The sequence below is a fragment of the Streptomyces sp. NPDC018610 genome, from assembly GCF_044391765.1.
Lineage (GTDB): Bacteria > Actinomycetota > Actinomycetes > Streptomycetales > Streptomycetaceae > Streptomyces.
Window position 1 is genome coordinate 333,444 of the sequence record NZ_JBISAL010000007.1, and the last position, 21,393, is coordinate 354,836.

The 21,393-nt window shown below is 71.1% G+C and carries 18 protein-coding genes and 1 pseudogene; 2 read left to right on the forward strand and 17 right to left on the reverse strand.

What is annotated here, in order from left to right; all coding sequences use genetic code 11:
* Nucleotides 1–12: 12 nt before the first annotated feature.
* From nuoK to ACH5A8_RS20165, 11 genes are read right to left on the reverse strand one after another with little or no spacing between them, the layout of a single operon-like run.
* Nucleotides 13–312, reverse strand: coding sequence for an NADH-quinone oxidoreductase subunit NuoK (nuoK, locus tag ACH5A8_RS20115; protein WP_018568277.1), 300 nt, complete (start codon nucleotides 310–312; stop codon nucleotides 13–15).
* Nucleotides 309–1,151 carry an NADH-quinone oxidoreductase subunit J gene (locus tag ACH5A8_RS20120; RefSeq protein WP_399003707.1) on the reverse strand — a complete coding sequence of 281 codons (843 nt, stop codon included), beginning with the start codon at nucleotides 1,149–1,151 and terminating at the stop codon, nucleotides 309–311. The genes nuoK and ACH5A8_RS20120 overlap by 4 nt, the downstream gene beginning before the upstream one ends.
* On the reverse strand, nucleotides 1,148–1,750 hold the full coding sequence (gene nuoI, locus ACH5A8_RS20125) for an NADH-quinone oxidoreductase subunit NuoI (RefSeq protein WP_399003709.1): 603 nt from the start codon (nucleotides 1,748–1,750) through the stop codon (nucleotides 1,148–1,150). The genes ACH5A8_RS20120 and nuoI overlap by 4 nt, the downstream gene beginning before the upstream one ends.
* The gene (gene nuoH / locus ACH5A8_RS20130; RefSeq protein ID WP_399003711.1) at nucleotides 1,743–3,107 is read right to left on the reverse strand and encodes an NADH-quinone oxidoreductase subunit NuoH; all 1,365 of its coding nucleotides are present in this window, start codon (nucleotides 3,105–3,107) and stop codon (nucleotides 1,743–1,745) included. The genes nuoI and nuoH overlap by 8 nt, the downstream gene beginning before the upstream one ends.
* Complete coding sequence (locus ACH5A8_RS20135; protein ID WP_399003713.1) at nucleotides 3,104–5,608, reverse strand: NADH-quinone oxidoreductase subunit G; 2,505 nt, start codon at nucleotides 5,606–5,608, stop codon at nucleotides 3,104–3,106. Before ACH5A8_RS20135 ends, nuoH begins: the two co-directional genes overlap by 4 nt.
* Complete coding sequence (gene nuoF / locus ACH5A8_RS20140) at nucleotides 5,605–6,981, reverse strand: NADH-quinone oxidoreductase subunit NuoF (protein ID WP_399003715.1); 1,377 nt, start codon at nucleotides 6,979–6,981, stop codon at nucleotides 5,605–5,607. Before nuoF ends, ACH5A8_RS20135 begins: the two co-directional genes overlap by 4 nt.
* Nucleotides 6,981–7,847 (reverse strand): NADH-quinone oxidoreductase subunit NuoE, encoded by an 867-nt coding sequence (gene nuoE / locus ACH5A8_RS20145; RefSeq protein ID WP_399003717.1) that lies wholly within the window; start codon nucleotides 7,845–7,847, stop codon nucleotides 6,981–6,983. The genes nuoF and nuoE overlap by 1 nt, the downstream gene beginning before the upstream one ends.
* Nucleotides 7,844–9,166, reverse strand: a complete 1,323-nt coding sequence (locus ACH5A8_RS20150) for an NADH-quinone oxidoreductase subunit D (RefSeq protein WP_399003719.1) — start codon at nucleotides 9,164–9,166, stop codon at nucleotides 7,844–7,846. The genes nuoE and ACH5A8_RS20150 overlap by 4 nt, the downstream gene beginning before the upstream one ends.
* A complete protein-coding gene (locus ACH5A8_RS20155) occupies nucleotides 9,163–9,933 on the reverse strand; it encodes an NADH-quinone oxidoreductase subunit C (protein WP_399003721.1) in 771 nt (256 codons plus the stop codon). The genes ACH5A8_RS20150 and ACH5A8_RS20155 overlap by 4 nt, the downstream gene beginning before the upstream one ends.
* Nucleotides 9,930–10,484 (reverse strand): NADH-quinone oxidoreductase subunit B family protein, encoded by a 555-nt coding sequence (locus tag ACH5A8_RS20160; RefSeq protein ID WP_009190037.1) that lies wholly within the window; start codon nucleotides 10,482–10,484, stop codon nucleotides 9,930–9,932. The genes ACH5A8_RS20155 and ACH5A8_RS20160 overlap by 4 nt, the downstream gene beginning before the upstream one ends.
* Before the next feature lie 15 nt (nucleotides 10,485–10,499).
* Complete coding sequence (locus tag ACH5A8_RS20165; RefSeq protein WP_007383963.1) at nucleotides 10,500–10,859, reverse strand: NADH-quinone oxidoreductase subunit A; 360 nt, start codon at nucleotides 10,857–10,859, stop codon at nucleotides 10,500–10,502.
* Nucleotides 10,860–12,198: 1,339 nt separating this feature from the next.
* Between ACH5A8_RS20165 and ACH5A8_RS20170 the strand changes: the two genes are divergently transcribed.
* Nucleotides 12,199–13,068 (forward strand): C40 family peptidase, encoded by an 870-nt coding sequence (locus ACH5A8_RS20170; protein ID WP_399003723.1) that lies wholly within the window; start codon nucleotides 12,199–12,201, stop codon nucleotides 13,066–13,068.
* A 247-nt stretch (nucleotides 13,069–13,315) separates the two neighbouring features.
* Here the strand turns inward: ACH5A8_RS20170 and ACH5A8_RS20175 are convergent, their stop codons facing one another.
* The 3 genes and pseudogenes from ACH5A8_RS20175 to ACH5A8_RS20185 all read right to left on the reverse strand — a co-directional run.
* The gene (locus ACH5A8_RS20175) at nucleotides 13,316–14,620 is read right to left on the reverse strand and encodes a geranylgeranyl reductase family protein (protein ID WP_399003725.1); all 1,305 of its coding nucleotides are present in this window, start codon (nucleotides 14,618–14,620) and stop codon (nucleotides 13,316–13,318) included.
* A gap of 125 nt (nucleotides 14,621–14,745) precedes the next feature.
* Nucleotides 14,746–15,441 (reverse strand): demethylmenaquinone methyltransferase, encoded by a 696-nt coding sequence (locus tag ACH5A8_RS20180; RefSeq protein WP_399003727.1) that lies wholly within the window; start codon nucleotides 15,439–15,441, stop codon nucleotides 14,746–14,748.
* 30 nt (nucleotides 15,442–15,471) lie between these two features.
* A pseudogene (locus ACH5A8_RS20185) lies at nucleotides 15,472–15,924 on the reverse strand (acyltransferase); the annotation flags it as partial.
* Nucleotides 15,925–16,506: 582 nt separating this feature from the next.
* Here ACH5A8_RS20185 and ACH5A8_RS20190 point away from each other — a divergent pair.
* Entirely contained in the window at nucleotides 16,507–17,550 is a 1,044-nt protein-coding gene (locus tag ACH5A8_RS20190) for a chitinase (RefSeq protein WP_399003729.1), read from the forward strand.
* A gap of 129 nt (nucleotides 17,551–17,679) precedes the next feature.
* On the opposite strand, the gene ACH5A8_RS20195 is transcribed toward ACH5A8_RS20190, so the two are convergent.
* The 3 genes from ACH5A8_RS20195 to ACH5A8_RS20205 all read right to left on the reverse strand — a co-directional run bounded on the left by ACH5A8_RS20195 (nucleotide 17,680) and on the right by ACH5A8_RS20205 (nucleotide 21,331).
* Nucleotides 17,680–18,132 carry an imidazolonepropionase-like domain-containing protein gene (locus tag ACH5A8_RS20195; protein WP_399003730.1) on the reverse strand — a complete coding sequence of 151 codons (453 nt, stop codon included), beginning with the start codon at nucleotides 18,130–18,132 and terminating at the stop codon, nucleotides 17,680–17,682.
* A 58-nt stretch (nucleotides 18,133–18,190) separates the two neighbouring features.
* Complete coding sequence (gene mqnC / locus ACH5A8_RS20200; protein ID WP_399003964.1) at nucleotides 18,191–19,405, reverse strand: cyclic dehypoxanthinyl futalosine synthase; 1,215 nt, start codon at nucleotides 19,403–19,405, stop codon at nucleotides 18,191–18,193.
* Between the two features lie 99 nt (nucleotides 19,406–19,504).
* Entirely contained in the window at nucleotides 19,505–21,331 is a 1,827-nt protein-coding gene (locus ACH5A8_RS20205) for a serine/threonine-protein kinase (RefSeq protein ID WP_399003732.1), read from the reverse strand.
* Between the last annotated feature and the right edge of the window lie 62 nt (nucleotides 21,332–21,393).

The following is a 21,393-nucleotide window of genomic DNA, read 5'->3' on the forward strand; positions in this document are numbered from 1 at the left end:
TCTTCCGACCCCTTACAGCTTCATCAGGCTGGCGTCGTCGACCGAGGCCGAGTGGCGGGAACGGAACAGCGACACGATGATCGCGAGCCCCACCACGACCTCCGCTGCGGCGACGACCATCGTGAAGAAGGCGATGATCTGGCCGTCGAGGTTGCCGTGCATGCGGGAGAAGACGACGAACGCGAGGTTGCAGGCGTTCAGCATCAGCTCGACGCACATGAAGACCACGATGGCGTTGCGCCGGATCAGCACGCCGGTGGCGCCGATCGTGAACAGCAGGGCGGCGAGATAGAGGTAGTTGACGGGGTTCACTTCGACGCCTCCTCGGTCCGCTTGAGGGCCGCCGGCTTGTTCCCGGTGCGCTCCAGCCGCTCCTCGGCGCGCTGCTCGATGGCCTTGAGGTCGCCCAGCGCCTCGGCCGAGACGTCGCGGATCTGGCCGCGTTCGCGCAGCGTCCTGCTGACGGTGAGCTCGGACGGCGTGCCGTCGGGCAGCAGGCCGGCGATGTCCACGGCGTTGTGCCGGGCGTAGACGCCGGGCGCCGGCAGCGGCGGTACGTGCTTGCCCTCGCGCACCCGCTGCTCGGCCAGCTCCCGCTGGGTCTTCGCCCGCTCGGTGCGCTCGCGGTGGGTGAGCACCATCGCGCCGATGGTGGCCGTGATGAGCAGGGCGCCGGTGAGTTCGAACGCGTAGACGTACCGGGTGAAGATGAGGGACGCGAGGCCCTCCACATTGCCGCCGGCGTTCGCCTTGCCGGCTCCGGCGAAGTCCTTCAGGGAGGCGTTGGCGATGCCCGCGAAGAGCAGGACGCCGAAGCCGACCCCGCACAGCAGGGCCAGCCACCGCTGGCCCCTGATGGTCTCCTTCAGGGAGTCCGCCGCGGTCACGCCGACGAGCATCACCACGAACAGGAACAGCATCATGATCGCGCCGGTGTAGACGACGATCTGCACGACGCCGAGGAAGTAGGCGCCGTTGGCCAGGTAGAACACCGCGAGGACGATCATGGTCCCGGCCAGGCACAGGGCGCTGTGCACGGCCTTGCGCATGAAGACGGTGCACAGGGCGCCGATCACCGCGACGGTGCCGAGCACCCAGAACTGGAAGGCCTCCCCGGTGGAGGTGGCGTAGGCGGCGAGCTGCGCGCTCATGCGTCCACCTCCTCGCCCGCGGGCTTCTCGCCCTTGGAGAGGGCCACCTGGCGCTCGGTGCCGGGCGCCGCCTCGGTCACCAGGCCCCGGTAGTAGTCCTGCTCGTCCGTCCCCGGGTAGATGGCGTGCGGCGTGTCGACCATGCCCTCTTCGAGGCCGGCGAGCAGCTGCTCCTTGGTGTAGATGAGGTTGGCGCGGCTGGAGTCGGCCAGTTCGAACTCGTTGGTCATCGTCAGCGCGCGCGTGGGGCACGCCTCGATGCACAGCCCGCACAGGATGCAGCGGGCGTAGTTGATCTGGTAGACGCGGCCGTAGCGCTCGCCCGGCGAGTAGCGCTCCTCGTCGGTGTTGTCGGCGCCCTCGACGTAGATGGCGTCGGCGGGGCAGGCCCAGGCGCACAGCTCGCAGCCGACGCACTTCTCCAGGCCGTCCGGATGGCGGTTGAGCTGGTGCCGTCCGTGGAAACGCGGAGCGGTGGTCTTCTTCTGCTCCGGGTACTGCTCGGTCAGCCGCTTCTTGAACATGGCCTTGAAGGTCACGCCGAAGCCGGCCACCGGGTTCAGGAAACCGGGCTTGGTCTCCTTGGGTTCCTCAGCCATCGGACGCCTCCTTTCCATCCAGAGATCCGTCACTGACAGTGTCCGATCCACCACTGACAATCAGCTCCCGGTCGCGGCGCGGGCGGCGCCTGGGCACCGGCGGGAGCTCCTGTCCGGGCAGCGGCGGTACGGGGAAGCCGCCCGCCATCGGGTCGAACCCGGCGGGCACGGCGGCGCCCTCCCCGGTCTCCTTGGCCTTCTCGCGGAACATGTCGGCGACGAAGGACAGGATCAGCAGGGCCAGGACGCCGCCGCCGACGTAGAGGGCGATGTCGGCGAAGTCGTAGTGCTGGTTGCGGAGGGTCCGTACGGTCGCGACGAGCATCAGCCAGACCACGGAGACCGGGATGAGCACCTTCCAGCCGAGCTTCATCAGCTGGTCGTAGCGCACCCGCGGGAGGGTGCCGCGCAGCCAGATGAAGAAGAACAGCAGCAGCTGGACCTTGATCACGAACCAGAGCAGCGGCCACCAACCGTGGTTGGCGCCCTCCCAGAAGGTGCTGATCGGCCAGGGCGCCCGCCAGCCGCCCAGGAAGAGCGTGGTCGACACGGCGGAGACCGTCACCATGTTCACGTACTCGGCGAGCATGAACATCGCGAACTTGATCGACGAGTACTCGGTGTTGAAGCCGCCGACCAGGTCGCCCTCGGACTCCGGCATGTCGAAGGGGGCGCGGTTGGTCTCGCCGACCATCGTGACGATGTAGAGGATGAAGGAGACCGGCAGCAGCAGGATGTACCAGCGGTCGTGCTGCTGCTCGACGATCGTCGACGTCGACATCGATCCCGAGTACAGGAACACCGAGGCGAACGCGGCGCCCATGGCGATCTCGTACGAGATCATCTGGGCGCAGGAGCGCAGGCCGCCCAGGAGCGGGTAGGTCGATCCGGAGCTCCAGCCCGCCAGGACGATGCCGTAGATGCCGACCGAGGCGACCGCGAGGATGTAGAGCATCGCGATCGGCAGGTCGGTCAGCTGCATCGCCGTGCGGTGGCCGAAGACCGAGACCTCGTTGTCCGCCGGCCCGAAGGGGATGACCGCGATCGCCATGAAGGCCGGGATCGCGGCGACGATCGGCGCGAGGACGTAGACGACCTTGTCCGCGCGCTTGACGACGACATCCTCCTTCAGCATCAGCTTGATGCCGTCGGCGAGCGACTGGAGCATGCCCCAGGGGCCGTGCCGGTTGGGGCCGATGCGCAGCTGCATCCAGGCGACGACCTTGCGCTCCCACACGATGGAGAAGAGCACCGTCACCATCAGGAAGGCGAAGCAGAACACCGCCTTGACGACGACCAGCCACCACGGGTCGGTGCCGAACATGGAGAGGTTCTCCGCGGCGAGGGACGACCTCATGCCTCCACCTCCTTGGGGGCCCCGGTCGCGCGGGGCGCCGGGCCGATGCGGACGAGGGAGCCGGGCCGCGCCCCGGTGTCGGAGGCGACGCCGGAGCCGGCGGAGTTCAGCGGGAGCCACACCACCCGATCGGGCATGTCGGTGATCTCCAGCGGCAGTTCGACCGCCCCGGCGGGACCGGTCACGGCCAGCGCCTCGCCGTCCGCGACGCCCGCCTCGGCGGCGGTGGCGGCCGACACGCGCGCGCGTGCCGCGTGCCGGGTGCCGGCCAGCGCCTCGTCGCCCTCCTGGAGGACGCCGTGGTCGAGCAGCAGTCGGTGGCCTGCGAGGACCGCCTCCCCGGCGGCCGGCCGGGGCAGCGCCCCCGCGCTCTCCACCGGGTCGTCGGCGCGCGGCCCGCGCCAGGCGCCCAGCCGGTCCAGCTCGGCGTGCGCGGTCCTGAGGTCCGGCAGCCCCAGGTGCACGTCCATGGTGTCGGCCAGCATCTGCAGCACCCTCAGGTCACTGGGGGCGAGGCGACGGGTCATCTGGTCGGGCTTGAGGGCGGCCTCGAAGAAGCGCACCCTGCCCTCCCAGTTGAGGAAGCTGCCCGCCTTCTCGGCGACGGCCGCCACCGGCAGGACCACGTCGGCGTGCTCGCTGACCTCGCTGGGCCGCAGCTCCAGCGAGACCAGGAAGCCGACCTCGCCCAGCGCGGCACGCGCGCGTGTCGGATCGGGCAGGTCGGCGATCTCCACGCCGGCCACCAGCAGCGCCTGCAGTTCGCCGTCGGCGGCGGCCTGGACGATCTGGCCGGTGTCGCGGCCGTAGCGGTGCGGGAGTTCGGCCACGCCCCACACGGCGGCGACCTCCTCCCGCGCGCGCGGGTCGGTCGACGGGCGGCCGCCCGGCAGCAGCGCCGGCAGCGCGCCCGCCTCGATCGCGCCGCGCTCGCCCGCCCGGCGCGGGATCCACACCAGGTGGGCGCCGGTCGCGGTCGCGGCCCGGACGGCGGCGGTCAGGCCGCCCGCCACGGACGCCAGCCGCTCGCCGACGACGAGCACCGCGCCCTCGGCGCGCAGCGCCTGCGCGGCCTGGCTGCCGGCGTCCTCCAGACCGACGCCGCTCGCCAGCGCGTCCAGCCATTCGGTCTCGGTCCCGGGAGCGGCCGGCAGCAGCGTGCCGCCCGCCTTCTGAAGACCCCGCGTGGCGTGCGTGGCCAGTGCGAACACCTTCTGCCCGTGCTTGCGCCAGGCCTTGCGGAGCCTCAGGAAGACGCCGGGCGCCTCCTCCTCGGACTCGAATCCGACGAGCAGCACGGCGGGCGCCTGCTCCAGCGCGGTGTAGGTGACGCCGGTGCCGTCCACGTCCCGGCCGTGCCCGGCGACGCGGGCGGCCAGGAAGTCGGCCTCCTCCCCGCTGTGCACGCGCGCGCGAAAGTCGATGTCGTTGGTGTCCAGCGCCACGCGCGCGAACTTGCTGTACGCGTAGGCGTCCTCGACGGTGAGCCGGCCACCGGTGAGGACGCCGGTCCGGCCGCGCGAGGCGAGCAGCCCCTGGGCGGCGATCTCCAGCGCCTCCGGCCAGGACGCCGGCACCAGATCCCCCTCGGGGTTGCGCACCAGCGGGGTGGTCAGCCGGTCCTTCAGCTGCGCGTAGCGGAACGCGAACCGCCCCTTGTCGCAGATCCACTCCTCGTTGACCTCGGGGTCATTGGCGGCGAGCCGCCGCATGACCTTGCCGCGCCGGTGGTCGGTGCGGGTCGCGCAGCCGCCCGAGCAGTGCTCGCACACGGTCGGCGAGGAGACCAGGTCGAAGGGACGGGAGCGGAACCGGTACGCCGCCGAGGTGAGCGCGCCGACCGGGCAGATCTGGATCGTGTTGCCGGAGAAGTACGACTCGAAGGGGTCGCCCTCGCCGGTGCCCACCTGCTGGAGCGCGCCCCGCTCGATCAGCTCGATCATCGGGTCGCCGGCGATCTGGTGGGAGAAGCGGGTGCAGCGCGCGCACAGCACGCACCGCTCGCGGTCCAGCAGCACCTGGGTGGAGATCGGGACCGGCTTCTCGTACGTCCGCTTCTTCCCGTCGAAGCGGGACTCGGCGTTGCCGTGCGACATGGCCTGGTTCTGCAGCGGGCACTCGCCGCCCTTGTCGCAGACCGGGCAATCCAGCGGGTGGTTGATGAGCAGCAGCTCCATCACGCCGTGCTGGGCCTTCTCGGCGACCGGCGAGGTCAGGTGGGTCTTGACCACCATGCCGTCGGTGCAGGTGATGGTGCACGACGCCATCGGCTTGCGCTGGCCCTCGACCTCGACGATGCACTGGCGGCAGGCGCCGGCCGGGTCGAGCAGCGGATGGTCGCAGAACCGGGGGATCTCGATGCCGAGCTGCTCGGCGGCCCGGATGACCAGGGTGCCCTTGGGCACGCTGATCTCCACGCCGTCGATCGTCAGCGTCACGAGGTCCTCCGGCGGGAGGGCCGCCGAGCCGCCCGAGGAGGGGGCGTTGGTGGTCACGGTCATGCGAGCACCTCCGTGTGCTGGTCCGCCCAGGCCGTCGACTTGGCCGGGTCGAAGGGGCAGCCGCGGCCCGTGATGTGCTCCTCGTACTCCGCGCGGAAGTACTTCAGGGAGGAGAAGATCGGCGAGGCGGCGCCGTCGCCGAGGGCGCAGAAGGACTTGCCGTTGATGTTGTCGGCGATGTCGTTCAGCTTGTCGAGGTCGGCCATGACGCCCTTGCCGGCCTCGATGTCCCGCAGCAGCTGGACGAGCCAGTACGTCCCCTCGCGGCACGGCGTGCACTTGCCGCAGGACTCGTGGGCGTAGAACTCGGTCCACCGGGTCACGGCCCGCACCACGCAGGTCGTCTCGTCGAAGCACTGCAGGGCCTTGGTGCCGAGCATGGAGCCGGCGGCCCCCACGCCCTCGTAGTCGAGGGGGACGTCGAGGTGCTCGTCGGTGAACATCGGGGTGGAGGAGCCGCCCGGCGTCCAGAACTTCAGCCGGTGCCCGGGCCGCATGCCGCCGCTCATGTCGAGCAGCTGGCGCAGGGTGATGCCGAGCGGGGCCTCGTACTGGCCGGGGCCGGCGACGTGGCCGCTGAGCGAGTACAGCGTGAAGCCCGGGGACTTCTCGCTGCCCATCGACCTGAACCATTCCTTGCCGTTCTGCAGGATGGCGGGAACCGACGCGATCGACTCGACGTTGTTCACCACAGTCGGGCACGCGTAGAGGCCCGCGACGGCAGGGAAGGGGGGACGGAGCCGCGGTTGTCCGCGGCGGCCTTCGAGCGAGTCCAGCAGCGCGGTTTCCTCGCCGCAGATGTACGCGCCGGCGCCGGCGTGCACGGTGATGTCGAGGTCCAGTCCGCTGCCCAGGACGTTCTCGCCGAGGTAGCCGGCCGCGTAGGCCTCGCGCACGGCCGAGTGCAACCGCCGCAGCACGGGGACGACTTCACCACGCAGATAGATGAAGGCATGCGAAGACCGGATGGCATAGCACGCGATCACGATGCCCTCGATGAGGCTGTGCGGGTTCGCGAAGAGGAGCGGGATGTCCTTGCAGGTGCCCGGCTCCGATTCGTCGGCGTTGACAACCAGATAGTGTGGTTTTCCATCGCCCTGGGGAATGAACTGCCATTTCATCCCGGTCGGGAAGCCCGCGCCGCCGCGTCCGCGCAGTCCGGACTCCTTGACGTACGCGATCACCTCGTCCGGCGACATGGCGAGCGCCTTGCGCAGCCCCTCGTATCCCTCGTGCCGCCGGTAGACGTCCAGCGTCCAGGACCGGTCCTCGTCCCAGAAGGCCGACAGCACGGGTGCGAGCAGCTTCTCGGGGCTCGCCCCTCCGCCGGCCTCCGGCTGGGAGGCGCCCCCGTAGTTGGTGGACACCGTCATCACTCCCCCTCCTCTGCCACGGGTCCCGCCGAATGGGACGGGTCGGAGGCCGATGTGTCCTGCGGCGCGTCGTGGGAGCTGAGGTGCTCCGCCGGTGACGGCTCGTGCACGGCGTCCCGCGGGCCGCTCACGCGGGGATGGACCACGCGCGCGGGCGCGGCCTCTCCCCTGGCCAGGCGGAGGCCCGCCAGCGAAGCGGGTCCCGCACTGCCGCCGGCCTCGGCGGCACCCTCCCGCTCGTCGGGGAAGCCCGCCAGGATCCGGGCGGTCTCCTTGAAGGTGCACATGGGCGCGCCGCGGGTCGGCGTCACCGGCCGTCCGGCGCGCAGGTCGTCGACCAGGCGCTTGACGCTCGCCGGGGTCTGGTTGTCGAAGAACTCCCAGTTGACCATCACGACCGGCGCGAAGTCGCAGGCCGCGTTGCACTCGATGTGCTCCAGGGTGACCTTGCCGTCGTCGGTGGTCTCGCCGTTGCCGACGCCCAGGTGCTCCTGGAGCGTCTCGAAGATCGCGTCGCCGCCCATCACCGCGCACAGGGTGTTGGTGCACACCCCCACCTGGTAGTCGCCGGACGGCTTGCGCCGGTACATGGTGTAGAAGGTGGCGACCGCGGTGACCTCGGCCGTGGTCAGGCCGAGCACGTCCGCGCAGAACGCCATGCCGGTGCGCGTGACGTGCCCTTCCTCCGACTGCACGAGGTGCAGCATCGGCAGGAGGGCGGACCGGGAGTCGGGATAGCGGGCGATGATCTCACGCGCGTCCCGCTCCAGCCGGCCGCGGACGTCGTCCGGGTAGGCGGGCGCGGGCAGTTCGGGCATGCCGAGGCTGACGCCCTGCTCGGCCCGCGGGGAAGAAGAGGTGGTCACCGGTCGACGCCTCCCATCACGGGGTCGATGGACGCGACGGCGACGATGACGTCGGCGACCTGGCCGCCCTCGCACATCGCCGCCATGGCCTGCAGATTGGTGAAGGACGGGTCGCGGAAGTGGACCCGGAAGGGGCGGGTGCCGCCGTCGGAGACGGCGTGCACGCCGAGTTCGCCCTTGGGCGACTCGACCGCCGCGTACGCCTGCCCGGGCGGGACGCGGAAACCCTCGGTGACCAGCTTGAAGTGGTGGATCAGGGCCTCCATGGAGGTGCCCATGATCTTCTTGATGTGGTCGAGGGAGTTGCCGAGGCCGTCCGGTCCCAGGGCGAGCTGGGCGGGCCAGGCGATCTTCTTGTCGGCGACCATGACCGGGCCGGGCTGGAGCCGGTCCAGGCACTGCTCGACGATCCTGAGCGACTGGTGCATCTCCTCCAGGCGGATCAGGAACCGGCCGTAGGCGTCGCAGGTGTCGGCGGTGGGGACGTCGAAGTCGTACGTCTCGTAGTCGCAGTACGGCTGGGTCTTGCGCAGGTCGTGCGGCAGGCCGGTGGAGCGCAGGATCGGACCGGTGGCGCCGAGGGCCATGCAGCCGGCCAGGTCGAGGTAGCCGACGTCCTGCATGCGGGCCTTGAAAATGGGGTTCCCGGTGGCGAGCGCGTCGTACTCCGGGAGGTTCTTCTTCATCTTCTTCACGAACTCGCGGATCTGGTCCACCGCGCCGGGCGGCAGATCCTGGGCGAGTCCGCCGGGCCGGATGTAGGCGTGGTTCATCCGGAGGCCCGTGACCAGCTCGTAGATGTCGAGAATCATTTCACGATCACGGAATCCGTAGATCATGATCGTGGTGGCGCCCAGCTCCATACCGCCGGTGGCGATGCACACCAGATGGGAGGAGAGCCGGTTCAGCTCCATCAGGAGCACCCGGATGATCTTGGCGCGCTCGGTGATCTGGTCCTCGATGCCGAGGAGTTTCTCGACGGCGAGGCAGTAGGCGGTCTCGTTGAAGAAGGACGTCAGGTAGTCCATGCGCGTCACGAACGTGGTGCCCTGCGTCCACGTGCGGAACTCGAGGTTCTTCTCGATGCCGGTGTGCAGGTAGCCGATGCCGCAGCGGGCCTCGGTGACCGTCTCGCCCTCGATCTCCAGGATGAGCCGCAGCACCCCGTGGGTGGAGGGGTGCTGGGGGCCCATGTTGACGACGATGCGCTCGTCGTCGGCGCGGGCCGCGGACTGGACGACCTCGTCCCAGTCGCCGCCGGTGACCGTGTAGACGGCGCCCTCGGTGGTCTCGCGGGCTGCTGCCGACTGCGTGCTCATGAGTACGACCTCCGCTGGTCCGGAGCCGGGATCTGGGCCCCCTTGTACTCGACGGGGATGCCGCCGAGGGGGTAGTCCTTGCGCTGCGGGTGGCCCTGCCAGTCGTCCGGCATCATGATCCGGGTCAGCGCGGGGTGGCCGTCGAAGACGATCCCGAAGAAGTCCCAGGTCTCGCGCTCGTGCCAGTCGTTGGTCGGGTAGACGGAGACCAGCGACGGGATGTGGGGCTCGTGGTCGGGGGCGCTGACCTCGAGGCGGATCAGCCGGTTGTGGGTGATCGAGCGCAGGTGGTAGACGGCGTGCAGCTCGCGGCCCTTGTCGTGCGGGTAGTGGACCCCGCTGACGCCGGTGCACAGCTCGAAGCGCAGAGCCGGGTCGTCGCGCAGGGTGCGGGCGACGCGGAGCAGGTGTTCGCGTTCGACGTGGAAGGTGAGTTCGCCGCGGTCGACGACCGTCTTCTCGATGGCGTTCTCGGGGAGCAGGCCCTGCTCCTCCAGCGCGCCCTCCAGTTCGTCGGCGACCTCGTCGAACCAGCCGCCGTAGGGCCGGCTCGCCGGGCCCGGGAGGCGAACGGAGCGGACCAGGCCGCCGTAACCGGAGGTGTCGCCGCCGTGGTCGGCGCCGAACATGCCGCGCTGGACGCGGATCTCCTCACCGCCCTGGCCGCGCTGTCCGGGGAGGTTGTCGGCGGCGAGGTCCTTCTCGGGGTTGACCCCGTCGGAGCCGTTCACGCCGCCCGCACCCTGGGTGCCGTTCGCGTCGCTCACCGCAGCAGCCCCTTCATCTCGATCGTGGGGAGGGCCTTGAGCGCCGCCTCCTCCGCCTCACGGGCCGCCTCCTCGGCGTTCACGCCGAGCTTGGTGGACTGGATCTTCTGGTGGAGCTTGAGGATCGCGTCCATCAGCATCTCCGGGCGGGGCGGGCAGCCGGGCAGGTAGATGTCGACCGGGACGATGTGGTCGACGCCCTGCACGATGGCGTAGTTGTTGAACATGCCGCCCGAGGAGGCGCAGACGCCCATGGAGATCACCCACTTGGGGTTGGGCATCTGGTCGTAGACCTGCCTCAGCACCGGCGCCATCTTCTGGCTGACCCGGCCGGCCACGATCATCAGGTCGGCCTGGCGGGGCGAGCCGCGGAAGACCTCCATGCCGAAGCGCGCCAGGTCGTAACGGCCGGCTCCGGTGGTCATCATCTCGATCGCGCAGCAGGCGAGTCCGAAGGTGGCCGGGAAGACGGACGCCTTGCGCACCCAGCCCGCGGCCTGCTCGACGGTGGTGAGCAGGAATCCGCTCGGCAGCTTTTCTTCGAGTCCCATGTCTTATATGGCCCCTCAGTCCCATTCCAGGCCGCCGCGCCGCCATACGTACGCGTAGGCGACGAAGACGGTGAGCACGAAGAGCAGCATCTCCACGAGCCCGAAAACACCCAGGGCGTCGAAGGTGACGGCCCAGGGGTAGAGGAAGACGATCTCGATGTCGAAGACGATGAAGAGCATCGCCGTCAGGTAGTACTTGATGGGGAAGCGCCCGCCGCCGGCCGGCGTGGGGGTCGGCTCGATGCCGCACTCGTAGGCTTCGAGTTTGGCGCGGTTGTACCGCTTCGGTCCGATCAGCGTGGCCATGACCACGGAGAAGATCGCAAAGCCTGCCCCGAGGGCTCCCAGTACGAGGATGGGCGCATAAGCGTTCACCGCTCCTCGCTCCTCTCAGTCGGCACTGACTGCATGGGGGTCCCCCCTGGTCGAACGGAGCCGAGACCTTGGGGGAGGTTGCGCTCACAGCCGCCTCATCCGTCCCACCACCCCCGCTCGTCCCGGCGAAGATCGGGAACATGTGAAGCAGGTCACAAGCCCAACTGCAGGGCATCCTATGCCCGTGACTCTGTGATCTGCGACACGGGGTATTCCACAAGCTTTGTGATCTCCACCACCTGACGAAGGATCATGAAGTCGGATGAGCTGCGATCTTCGCACGGGAAGCGCACGAGCGATCACGAAAAGTGACATTTGACTTCGTCTTTGCAGGTCGGAGGGGGTGCGCAATATCAGATGACTGCGGTCCGGCGCAAAGTGGCAGTGGGCGTCAAGACCTTGATATAGGGCCGCTTTTCACACATCGGAGGGACGGCGGAACCGGAAGTGGACACGTTCACCTCTTCACAAGCGCCGTCGAGACGCGGCCGGGCCCCCGAGCGATACCCGGTCGCACCCTCGATCGGCGTCCGGCCGCACCCCCCGAACGGCACCCGGTCGCACCCCCCGATCGGCGCCCGGTCATCCTCCGGTCGCCCCGGCCCGACCCTCGTCCGACCCCGGCCGACCCGATCGATCCCGGCCGGCTCGATCGATCCCAGCCGGCTCGATCGACCCCGGCCGACCCCTGACCGACCTCAAGCCGGGTCCAGTCAGCTCCGGCCGACCCCGACCGACCCGAAGTCGGCCCCAGTCGGCTCCGGCCGACCCTGACCGGCCCCCGGTCGACCCCTGACCGACTCCCGGCCGACCCCCGGCCGACCCCCGGCCGGCCTCCAGCGGGCCTCCAGCGGGCCGCCGGCCCCGCCTCCCCCGGATCACACTCTCGGGTCACCCACCCCGCAGCACCCACCCCACGCGACCACCCCACGAGGCCACCAGGAGCCCCCACCGACGGCTGTCGCGGCCGAGACTGACGGGCCCAAGGAGACAAAGGGGATTTCAGGCTCCGAGCGGACAAGTCGTCCGCCCTGACCGCGACCGGAGTCGGACGCGCGGACGCAGGGCGGGGCGGTGACCGTTCCGTGACCTCCGCCACATCCATGAGAGGACTCTGAGAACCGGGCTTGGCCAACGGTCTCAACCAGTGGTAGGCGTGGGGCAATTCGGACGTAACAGCGAAAGACCATGATCACAGGCATGATCATCAGTGCCCCGTATGTCCGTTGTGGCGTCAATAAAGGGCGACACGCCCGGCGTTCGCACCCCTCATTGAGCAAATGTGTCGCAGGACACGTTTCTTGAAGATATGAAGGAGCCCCTGGTACCCGTTGTTCCCATGTCCCACACCGCTCACATACGCAGCCACCGGAAGCCCCGCCGTAGCGCGTCGAAAATCGCGATGCGGGCCGGAGTTGCCGGAGGCGTCCTGGGCACCCTGGCGGTGGCCGGTGCGTCGGCCTCGTCGGCCAACGCCGCCGAGCCCGTGACCCAGACCCTCGAACTGCCCACGCTCACCGCCGACCTGGCCGCCCAGGTCGCCCAGTCCGCGGACGCCACGCAGCAGGCCGCCGCGAACTACCAGCTCCAGGCCGAGCGCGACGCGGCCTCCGCGAAGGCCGCGAAGCAGGCCAAGTCGGACCTCGCCGAGGCCAAGAAGAAGGCCGAGGCCGCGAAGAAGAAGGCCGAGGCCGCCGCCCGCAAGGCCGCCGCCGAGCGCGCCTCGCGCAGCACCGAGCGCGTCAAGCTCGCCGCCTACTCGACCGGCTCCGGCGACGACGGCGGGTCCGGCTCCGGATCCGCCTCTCTCTCCGTTTCCGGCGGCAGCAGCTCCACGAGCGACTCCACGGCGACCGGTTCGGCCGCCGCGGTCATCTCGTTCGTGAAGTCGCAGATCGGCAAGGCCTACGTCTCCGGCGCCACGGGTCCGTCCGCCTACGACTGCTCCGGCCTGGTCCAGACCGCCTTCAAGCAGGTCGGCATCAACCTGCCGCGCGTCTCCCAGGACCAGTCGACGGCCGGCACCCAGGTGTCGCTGTCCAACCTCCAGCCGGGCGACATCCTCTACTGGGGCGGCGCGGGCAGCGCGTACCACGTGGCGGTGTACGTCGGTGACGGTATGTTCGTCGGCGCGCAGAACCCCTCCAGCGGCGTCGTGGAGAGGCCGCTGTCGTACGATCCGCCGACCGGCGCGGTGCGGGTGCTCTGAGGGCACCGCGGAGCCGTACGGGGTGAAGGGCCGCAGCCGCTCGGGGGCAGCGGCCCTTCCGGCATCGCCGGATCCGCCCTTCCGCTCTTCCGTCCGGCCGGAGCGCTTCGGGCGCGGGCGCCCAGTCCCTTTCCACCCGCTTTCCCCGCGGGTGCCCCACAAGCCTGCCGGGCGACACGACTGAGGTCGGCTCAGGAACTGAGCCGACCTCGCGTCGTCACGGTGCCGGGGCGCTCCCGGGCACGGCTCACGCCTTGGGCGCCACCTTGCTCAGGCCGTTGATGATGCGGTCCATCGCGTCGCCGCCCGTCGGGTCGGTGAGGTTGGCCAGCAGCTTGAGGGTGAACTTCATCAGCACCGGGTGCGTCAGACCGCGCTGGGCGGCGATCTGCATGACCTTCGGGTTGCCGATGAGCTTCACGAAGGCGCGGCCCAGCGTGTAGTAGCCGCCGTAGGTGTCCTTCAGGACGCGCGGGTAGCGCTGGAGGGCAAGTTCGCGCTGGGCGGGCGTGGCCCGGGAGTGGGCCTGGACGATGACCTCGGCGGCCAGCTGGCCGGACTCCATGGCGTAGGCGATGCCCTCGCCGTTGAAGGGGTTGACCAGGCCGCCGGCGTCGCCGACGAGGAGCAGGCCGCGCGTGTAGTGGGGCTGGCGGTTGAAGGCCATGGGCAGGGCGGCGCCGCGGATCGGGCCGGTCATGTTCTCCGGGGTGTAGCCCCAGTCCGCGGGCATCGAGGCGCACCAGGCCTTGAGGATCTCGCGCCAGTCGAGCTCCTTGAAGGCGGCCGAGGTGTTGAGGACGCCGAGACCGACGTTGGAGGTGCCGTCGCCCATGCCGAAGATCCAGCCGTAGCCGGGCAGCAGGCGGTCCTGGGGGCCGCGCCGGTCCCACAGTTCCAGCCAGGACTCCAGGTAGTCGTCGTCGTGGCGCGGCGAGGTGAAGTACGTGCGCACCGCGACGCCCATCGGGCGGTCCTCACGGCGGTGCAGGCCCATCGCCAGGGAGAGGCGGGTGGAGTTGCCGTCGGCGGCGACGACGAGCGGCGCGTGGAAGGTGACCTCGCGCTTCTCCTCGCCGAGCTTGGCCTTCACTCCGGTGATGCGGCCGGTGCGGTCGTCGACGATGGGTTCGCTGACGTTGCAGCGCTCGTACAGCCGGGCGCCCGCTTTCTGGGCCTGCCGGGCGAGTTGCTCGTCGAAGTCGTCGCGCTTGCGAACGAGTCCGTAGTCGGGGAAGGAGGCCAGCTCGGGCCAGTCCAGCTGGAGCCGGACGCCGCCGCCGATGATGCGCAGCCCCTTGTTGCGCAGCCAGCCCGCTTCCTCGGAGATGTCGATGCCCATCGCGACGAGCTGCTTGACGGCGCGCGGGGTGAGGCCGTCGCCGCAGACCTTCTCGCGCGGGAACTCGGTCTTCTCCAGCAGGAGCACGTCGAGGCCGGCCCGGGCGAGGTGGTAGGCGGTGGTGGAGCCGGCCGGCCCCGCGCCGACGACGATCACATCGGCGGTGTTCCCGGTGAGGGGGTCGGAGAGGGGCTCAGTCACGACGGTCACGGCGGGATCTCCCCAAGGTCGAAAAGTCTGCGTGCCGACCGGCACTGGACATGGGCAGTCTATTCAGCGGTGGTGATCACCCGGCTGACGGGCCGCCCCGCGGGCCCTGGCGAACCCGTGCCCGCTCAGCCCTGCTTGAAGCCCCGGTGCAGGGTGACGATGCCGCCGCTGAGGTTGCGCCAGGCCACCTTCGTCCAGCCGGCCTCGCGCAGATGCCCGGCCAGCGCCGGCTGGTCGGGCCAGGCGCGGATGGACTCGGCGAGGTAGACGTAGGCGTCGGGGTTGGAGGAGACCGCCCGCGCCACCGGCGGCAGGGCGCGCATCAGGTACTCGGTGTAGACGGTGCGGAACGGCGCCCATGTCGGGTGCGAGAACTCGCAGATCACCACGCGTCCGCCGGGCCGGGTCACCCGGTGCATCTCGCGCAGCGCCGTGTCGAAGTCCCGCACGTTGCGCAGCCCGAAGGAGATCGTGACGGCGTCGAACGTGTCGTCCTTGAACGGCAGCCTGGTCGCGTCGCCGGCCGTGAACGGCAGCCAGTCGTGCTGCCGCTTGCCGACCTGGAGCATGCCCAGGGAGAAGTCGCAGGGGACGACGTAGGCGCCGGCCCGGGTGAAGGGCAGGGACGAGGTGGCCGTGCCCGCGGCGAGGTCGAGGATCTTCTGCGCCGGCCGGGCGTCGACCGCTCTGGCGACCTCCTTGCGCCACCGCCGGTCCTGTCCGAGGGACAGGATGTCGTTGGTCAGGTCGTACCGTTCCGCCACGCCGTCGAACATCGAGGCGACTTCGTGCGGCTGCTTCTCCAGGGATGCGCGGGTCACGAGCCCATTGTGGCAGGCAGGGGTACGGCGTCACGGCAGCAGCCTCGGCTTCTCCCGCGCCGCGACGTCCTCCACCCACCCGCACAGCAGCACGAACACGCAGATCGGGACCCAGTCGACGCCGAACAGGAACCACTGGCTGTCCAGCGGCAGATACCTCTCGAAGGCAGGCACGTCCCAGAGCCGGTCGATCAGCGGCACCGCCAGGACCAGCGGGATCTCGTGCCAGAGGTGGACGGTCACGGCGCGCGCGTTCAAGACGGTGACGATCCGGTCGAGCCGTCGGAACCGGGCGAGGCGGGCGATGTCGACGCGGAAGTGCTCCTTCGCCCGCATCAGCAGCGTGACGGAGCCCGCCGACCAGAAGGCCTGCGCGAGCGGGATCTCGTCGAGGTCGTCCGTCCCCGCGCCGGCCCGGTGGGCGAACGCGTACCAGCCGCCGTAGCCGATCGCGGCGAGCGACAGCACGACCACCACGGTCGGCGGGGAGGACCATCCCGGCCCGGGGCCGGCTGAAGGCGTGGTGGGCGACGACCCGGACGAGGGCGAGCGCCCGGAGGGTGTCGAAGGAGCGGTCCCGCCGGGCAGGCACACGAACCCGACGAGGAGACCGATCCGGCGCAGCACCTTCGACCGGCGTCCGGAGGTGTCGACGAAGACGGGTCCCTCGCCGGCCCCGGCGCGCCGACGCCGACGACGGCCCCCGCGCCCCGCGGGGGCGCGGCTCTCGATGACGGGATCGGCGGGATCGGAACGCATTCCCCGGACATCAGGAAGGCTTTTCGTGCGCTCCCGCACAGTTCTTGTGAGCCGCCCGTGAAAAGAGCGGGAACCGGTCTCTTCACCGGGAGAACGGAAGAGGCCCCACCGGACCGGATGCGACGACCCGCAACCGAACCACCCGTACTGATCAGGCAGTCGACCAGTCCGGCACAGGTTCGTCCAGGTGTGGTCCATGCCGCGCACCCGCCCCGCCGACGTCACCGGATGTGAGACATTTCCGGTCCGGAATTCCGTTCCGCCCCGATTTCGAGACGGACGTCACGAGAGCTGGTGCATGCGCACATGAGGAGTCTTCTGAAATCGGCGGCCGGGATCACCTGCCTGCTCGCCCTGGCCGCGACGGGCTGCTCCTCGGGCTCCGGCGCCGCCTCCGACGAGGACTCCGCCGCTCCCCGGACCTCGGCGGCCGGCGCCGCCGCGCCCACCGCCCCGTCATCGGGCGGGTCGAGTACGTCCTACGCCCCCTACGTCAGCGCCACATCGGCGTCCGGCACCGACTCGGCGGGCTCCCCGACGACGTACAACCTCGCCTTCGTCATCTCCGACGGCTCCGGCTGCACCCCGAAATGGAACGGCGACGACGCCATCGGCGACCCGGCGGTGACGTCACGGATCCAGGCGCTGAAGAAGTCCGGCGCCACGGTGCGGGTGTCCTTCGGCGGAGCCTCAGGCAAGGAGCTGGCGGCGGTCTGCGGCAGCGAGTCCGCGCTCGCCGCGGCGTACGGGCGGGCGCTGGACGCGGCCGGCTCCACCCAGGCGGACTTCGACGTCGAGGGCGACGCGCTGGGCGACGCCGCCTCCGTCGCCCTGCGCTCCCGGGCGATCGCACGGCTGCAGAAGGAACGCCCGGGCCTGGAGGTCTCCTTCACGCTGCCCGTCATGCCCGACGGACTGGACCCCGACGGGCTGGCGCTGCTGGCGTCCGCGAACCAGTACGACGTCCAGGTCTCCACCGTCGACATCATGACCATGAACTACGGCGAGTCGTACACCGGCGACATGGGCGGCTACGCCGTCACCGCCGCGAAGGCGGCACACGCCCAGCTGAAGAAGGTCTTCGGGCTCTCGGACGCCGCGGCCTGGCGGGGCATGGCGCTCACCTCGATGATCGGCGCCAACGACATCGCCGGGGAGACCCTCACCCTCGCCGACGCCGCACAGGTGCGCTCCTTCGCCGAGGGGAGGGGCGTCGCCTGGGTGTCGATGTGGGCCACCTTCCGGGACCGGCAGTGCGCGAAGGGCACTCCGGGACGGGAGGACGCCGCGACCGACTGCAGCGGGGTGACGCAGGAACAGGGGGCGTTCGCGCGGGCCTTCGCGGGGTGAGCGGGCCGGGGCACCCGGCACCCCCTCAGCGGACCAGCAGCCCCACCGGCCTACGGGCCTACGGGCCCACCGGCCCACGGGCGTACGGACCCACAGGGCTACGGGCCACCGCATCCTCCCGTCACCGGATCACCGGCGGCGGTGCACCAGCCGTCCCGCGCAGACCGTGGCGATACAGGCGCCGGTGCCGTCGAAGACGGCCAGGTCGGCGCGGCCGGCCGGTACCAGGGCCGGCCGCGGAGCCGTACGGGAGGCGAGGACCAGGACGTCGTTCCGCTCGGCGGCGGCACGGAGCGCGGGCGAGTCCACATGCTGTTCCAGCACGGCGGCCGCGCCCGCTTTGAGCACCGCGTGGATGCGCTCGCGGGGTGACGGGGCGTCGGGGACCGGGCCGTCGTGCACCAGGGCCGGCCCGAGGACACCGGGCCAGGAACGCACCCGGGCCGCCGGGAACCGCGCGGTCAGCTCGGCCAGCGGCCCCACCGCGGCGATCCGGTCGCCCTCGACGGCCACGGCGCCGCCCTCGACCGGATCGGCGCCCGGACCGGTGCGGACCTCGTCCGCCGTATGAATCGTCAGCACTGTCGCTCGGTCGGTGACTTCAGGTGGTGTCGGTGTCTCGCGGTGGCTGGGCCGAGGCTCAGTTGGAGGCGAGCAGCTTCAGCTCCGGGTGGGCCGTGCCCCCCGCGATCGCGGTCGACGAGATGTGCGACATCACACGGTCGTCGACCGGGTCGTTCGCCGGGTCGTCGTGGACGACGAGGTGCTCGTACGTGGTGGCCCGCTGGGCCGGGACGCGGCCCGCCTTCCGGATGAGCTCGATGATCTCCATCCGGTTGGAGCGGTGCTTGGCGCCGGCGGAGGACACGACGTTCTCCTCCAGCATGATCGAGCCCAGGTCGTCGGCGCCGTAGTGCAGGGTCAGCTGGCCGACGTCCTTGCCGGTGGTCAGCCAGGAGCCCTGGATGTGGCGCACGTTGTCGAGGAAGAGGCGGGCGACGGCGATCATCCGCAGGTACTCGAAGAGGGTGGCCTGCGTACGGCCCTTCAGGTGGTTGTTCTCGGGCTGGTAGGTGTACGGGATGAAGGCGCGGAAGCCGCCGGTGCGGTCCTGGACGTCGCGGATCATCCGCAGGTGCTCGATGCGCTCGGCGTTGGTCTCGCCGGTGCCCATCAGCATGGTGGAGGTGGACTCCACGCCCAGCCGGTGCGCGGTCTCCATGATCTCCAGCCAGCGCTCGCCGGACTCCTTCAGCGGCGCGATGGCCTTGCGCGGGCGCTCGGGCAGGAGTTCGGCGCCGGCGCCGGCGAAGGAGTCGAGGCCCGCCTCGTGGATGCGGGTGATGGCCTCCTCCACGGAGACTCCGGAGATGCGGGCCATGTGCTCGACCTCGGAGGCCCCGAGGGAGTGGATGACCAGCTGCGGGAAGGCGTCCTTGATGGCCTTGAAGTGCTTCTCGTAGTACTCGACGCCGTAGTCCGGGTGGTGGCCGCCCTGGAACATGATCTGGGTGCCGCCGAGTTCGACGGTCTCGGCGCAGCGGCGCAGGATGTCGTCGAGGTCGCGGGTCCAGCCCTTGGCGGTGTCCTTGGGAGCGGCGTAGAAGGCGCAGAACTTGCACGCGGTGACGCACACGTTCGTGTAGTTGATGTTGCGCTCGATGATGTACGTCGCGATGTGCTCGGTGCCCGCGTACAGCCGGCGGCGCACGGCGTCGGCGGCGGCGCCCAGCGCGTGCAGGGGCGCGTCGCGGTAGAGGGCGAGCGCTTCCTCGGGGGTGATGCGCCCGCCGGCGGCGGCACGCTCGAGGACGGCTGTGACATCAACAGACGTGAGGTCGGCCTTCTCGGTCACCAGCGTCCCCTTCGCAAGGTTCGTAAAGGTCATGAACGGACTGAACCCAGGCTACGCCAGGGGCTCGGGGCACCCGATACAGGGCCGCGTCCATGCCGATCAGTCCACCTTCTCCAGCGTGGCCTTCGGGTTGCCGGCCTTGGGGTCCTCCGAGGTGAAGTCCAGGGCGTCCCCGGCATCCGGGCGGAGGTGGACCACATGGGCGTCGGGGACGCAGTGCGAGGGGTTGTCCGCGCTGCCCCGGCCGGTCGCCACCAACTGCTCGTCGGTGGCCGACTTCAGGGTGAGGACGTCGACGCAGGTGCCGCCGGCGCCGTCGGTCTGGGTGACCGAGCCGACGACACCGCCGGGCGCCGCCTGGCGGACGACGACCTCGAAGGTGCCGCCGGGGAAGTCCTCGCCGACCGCGGTGACCGTGCCGTCGCCGCGCCAGGTGCCGAGGAAACGTGTGGGCACCGCGCCGGCGGTCGCCGCCGCCGAGGGGCGGGCGCCGCTCGCGTCGCCGCCGCCCGAGCCGTGGTCGAACGGCTTCAGCAGCACCACGCCCAGCGTCGTCGCCACCGCCAGGGCGCCCGCGACGGCGAGCACCACGCTGCAGCTCATCCGGCGGCCCCGGCCGCCGCTGCCGGGCGTCGAGCCGGCCGCCACGGTGACGGAGAACCGGCCGGAACCGGTGCCAGGACCTGTGCCAGGACCTGCGCCGGAGTCACCCTTCGATCCGCCGAACGCGCCCGGGCCACCGGACGTACCCGGACCGCCAGGCGCGTCAGGATCGCCGGACGCGCCCGGGCCGCCGGGCGTGCCCGACGGTCCCGGCGCATCCGGGACGGCCGAGGCGTCCGGGGCGTTCCGTTGCCCGGGGAAGTACGGCGGAGCGGCCGGCATCTCCGGTGGCGGGCCGAACTCGCCCCGCGACTCCGGACTTCTGGGCGCCGAAGCGCTCCCCCCGGCCGCTCCCGTGGGCGTGACCGACGGGGTGCCGAAGCCGAGCGGGCCCGAGACCGGGTCGCCCGAGGCGCCCGGCTCCGCCGCCTCCAGGTTCAGCAGGCTCACCGCGCCGCGGCTGACCTGTTCGACCAGGCGGCCGGGGAGCCAGCCGCCGGCCACCAGAGAGGCCGTGCCGCCGGGAGCGAGGCGGCGGGCGATCTCGCCGGGCGCGGGGCGGGCGGCGGGGTCCTTGGCCAGGCACTCCCGGGCCAGCCGCCCCAACTCGCCGTCCCCCAGCGCGTCGAGCTCCGGCTCCTCGTGGACGACCTTGTAGAGCAGCGCCGCCGAGGAGTCGCCCGCGAACGGGGGCCGCCCCGTCGCGCCGTACGCCAGCACCGCGCCGAGCGAGAAGACGTCCGCCGCGCCGGTGACGCCCTTGCCGAGGATCTGCTCGGGCGACATGTAGCCGGGCGAACCGATCGAGACGCCGGTCGAGGTCAGGGACGCCGTGCCGTCCGTGGCGCGGGCGATGCCGAAGTCGATCAGCAGGGGGCCGTCGAGGGTGAGCAGCACGTTGGACGGCTTCACGTCCCGGTGCACCAGGCCCAGCCGGTGAACGGCCGCCAGCGCCTCGGCGAGGCCCGCGGCCAGGACCCGTACGGAGTGCGCGGGCAGCGGTCCGGCGTCCGCTACGGCCGCCGCGAGGGAGGGGCCGGCCGCGTAGGCGGTGGCGACCCAGGGCACCGGGGCCTCCGGGTCGGCGTCCAGCACCGGCGCGGTCCAGGCGCCGCCGACCCGCCGCGCGGCGGCCACCTCGCGACGGAAACGGGCGCGGAACTCCTCGTCCAGCGCGAAGTGCGGGTGCACGATCTTCACCGCGACCGTGCGGCCGCCGGCGCTGCGGCCCAGATACACCCGGCCCATGCCGCCGGAGCCCAGCCGGCCGAGCAGCCGGTAGGGCCCCACGGCGGCGGGCTCGTCCTGCGCGAGCGGCTGCATGGCGTCCCCCCTCCCCCGTAACGCCGTACTCCCAGCAGGGTAGTGCCGCGGGGCCCGCCGCC

Bases quoted from the DNA above. Each gene is read 5' to 3' on its own strand.
- ACH5A8_RS20120 (WP_399003707.1), bottom strand. From the start codon at position 1,151: ATGAGCGCGCAGCTCGCCGCCTACGCCACCTCCACCGGGGAGGCCTTC.
- nuoI (WP_399003709.1), bottom strand. From the start codon at position 1,750: ATGGCTGAGGAACCCAAGGAGACCAAGCCCGGTTTCCTGAACCCGGTG.
- nuoH (WP_399003711.1), bottom strand. From the start codon at position 3,107: ATGAGGTCGTCCCTCGCCGCGGAGAACCTCTCCATGTTCGGCACCGAC.
- ACH5A8_RS20135 (WP_399003713.1), bottom strand. From the start codon at position 5,608: ATGACCGTGACCACCAACGCCCCCTCCTCGGGCGGCTCGGCGGCCCTC.
- nuoF (WP_399003715.1), bottom strand. From the start codon at position 6,981: ATGACGGTGTCCACCAACTACGGGGGCGCCTCCCAGCCGGAGGCCGGC.
- ACH5A8_RS20150 (WP_399003719.1), bottom strand. From the start codon at position 9,166: ATGAGCACGCAGTCGGCAGCAGCCCGCGAGACCACCGAGGGCGCCGTC.
- ACH5A8_RS20160 (WP_009190037.1), bottom strand. From the start codon at position 10,484: ATGGGACTCGAAGAAAAGCTGCCGAGCGGATTCCTGCTCACCACCGTC.
- ACH5A8_RS20170 (WP_399003723.1), top strand. From the start codon at position 12,199: ATGTCCCACACCGCTCACATACGCAGCCACCGGAAGCCCCGCCGTAGC.
- ACH5A8_RS20190 (WP_399003729.1), top strand. From the start codon at position 16,507: ATGAGGAGTCTTCTGAAATCGGCGGCCGGGATCACCTGCCTGCTCGCC.
- ACH5A8_RS20205 (WP_399003732.1), bottom strand. From the start codon at position 21,331: ATGCAGCCGCTCGCGCAGGACGAGCCCGCCGCCGTGGGGCCCTACCGG.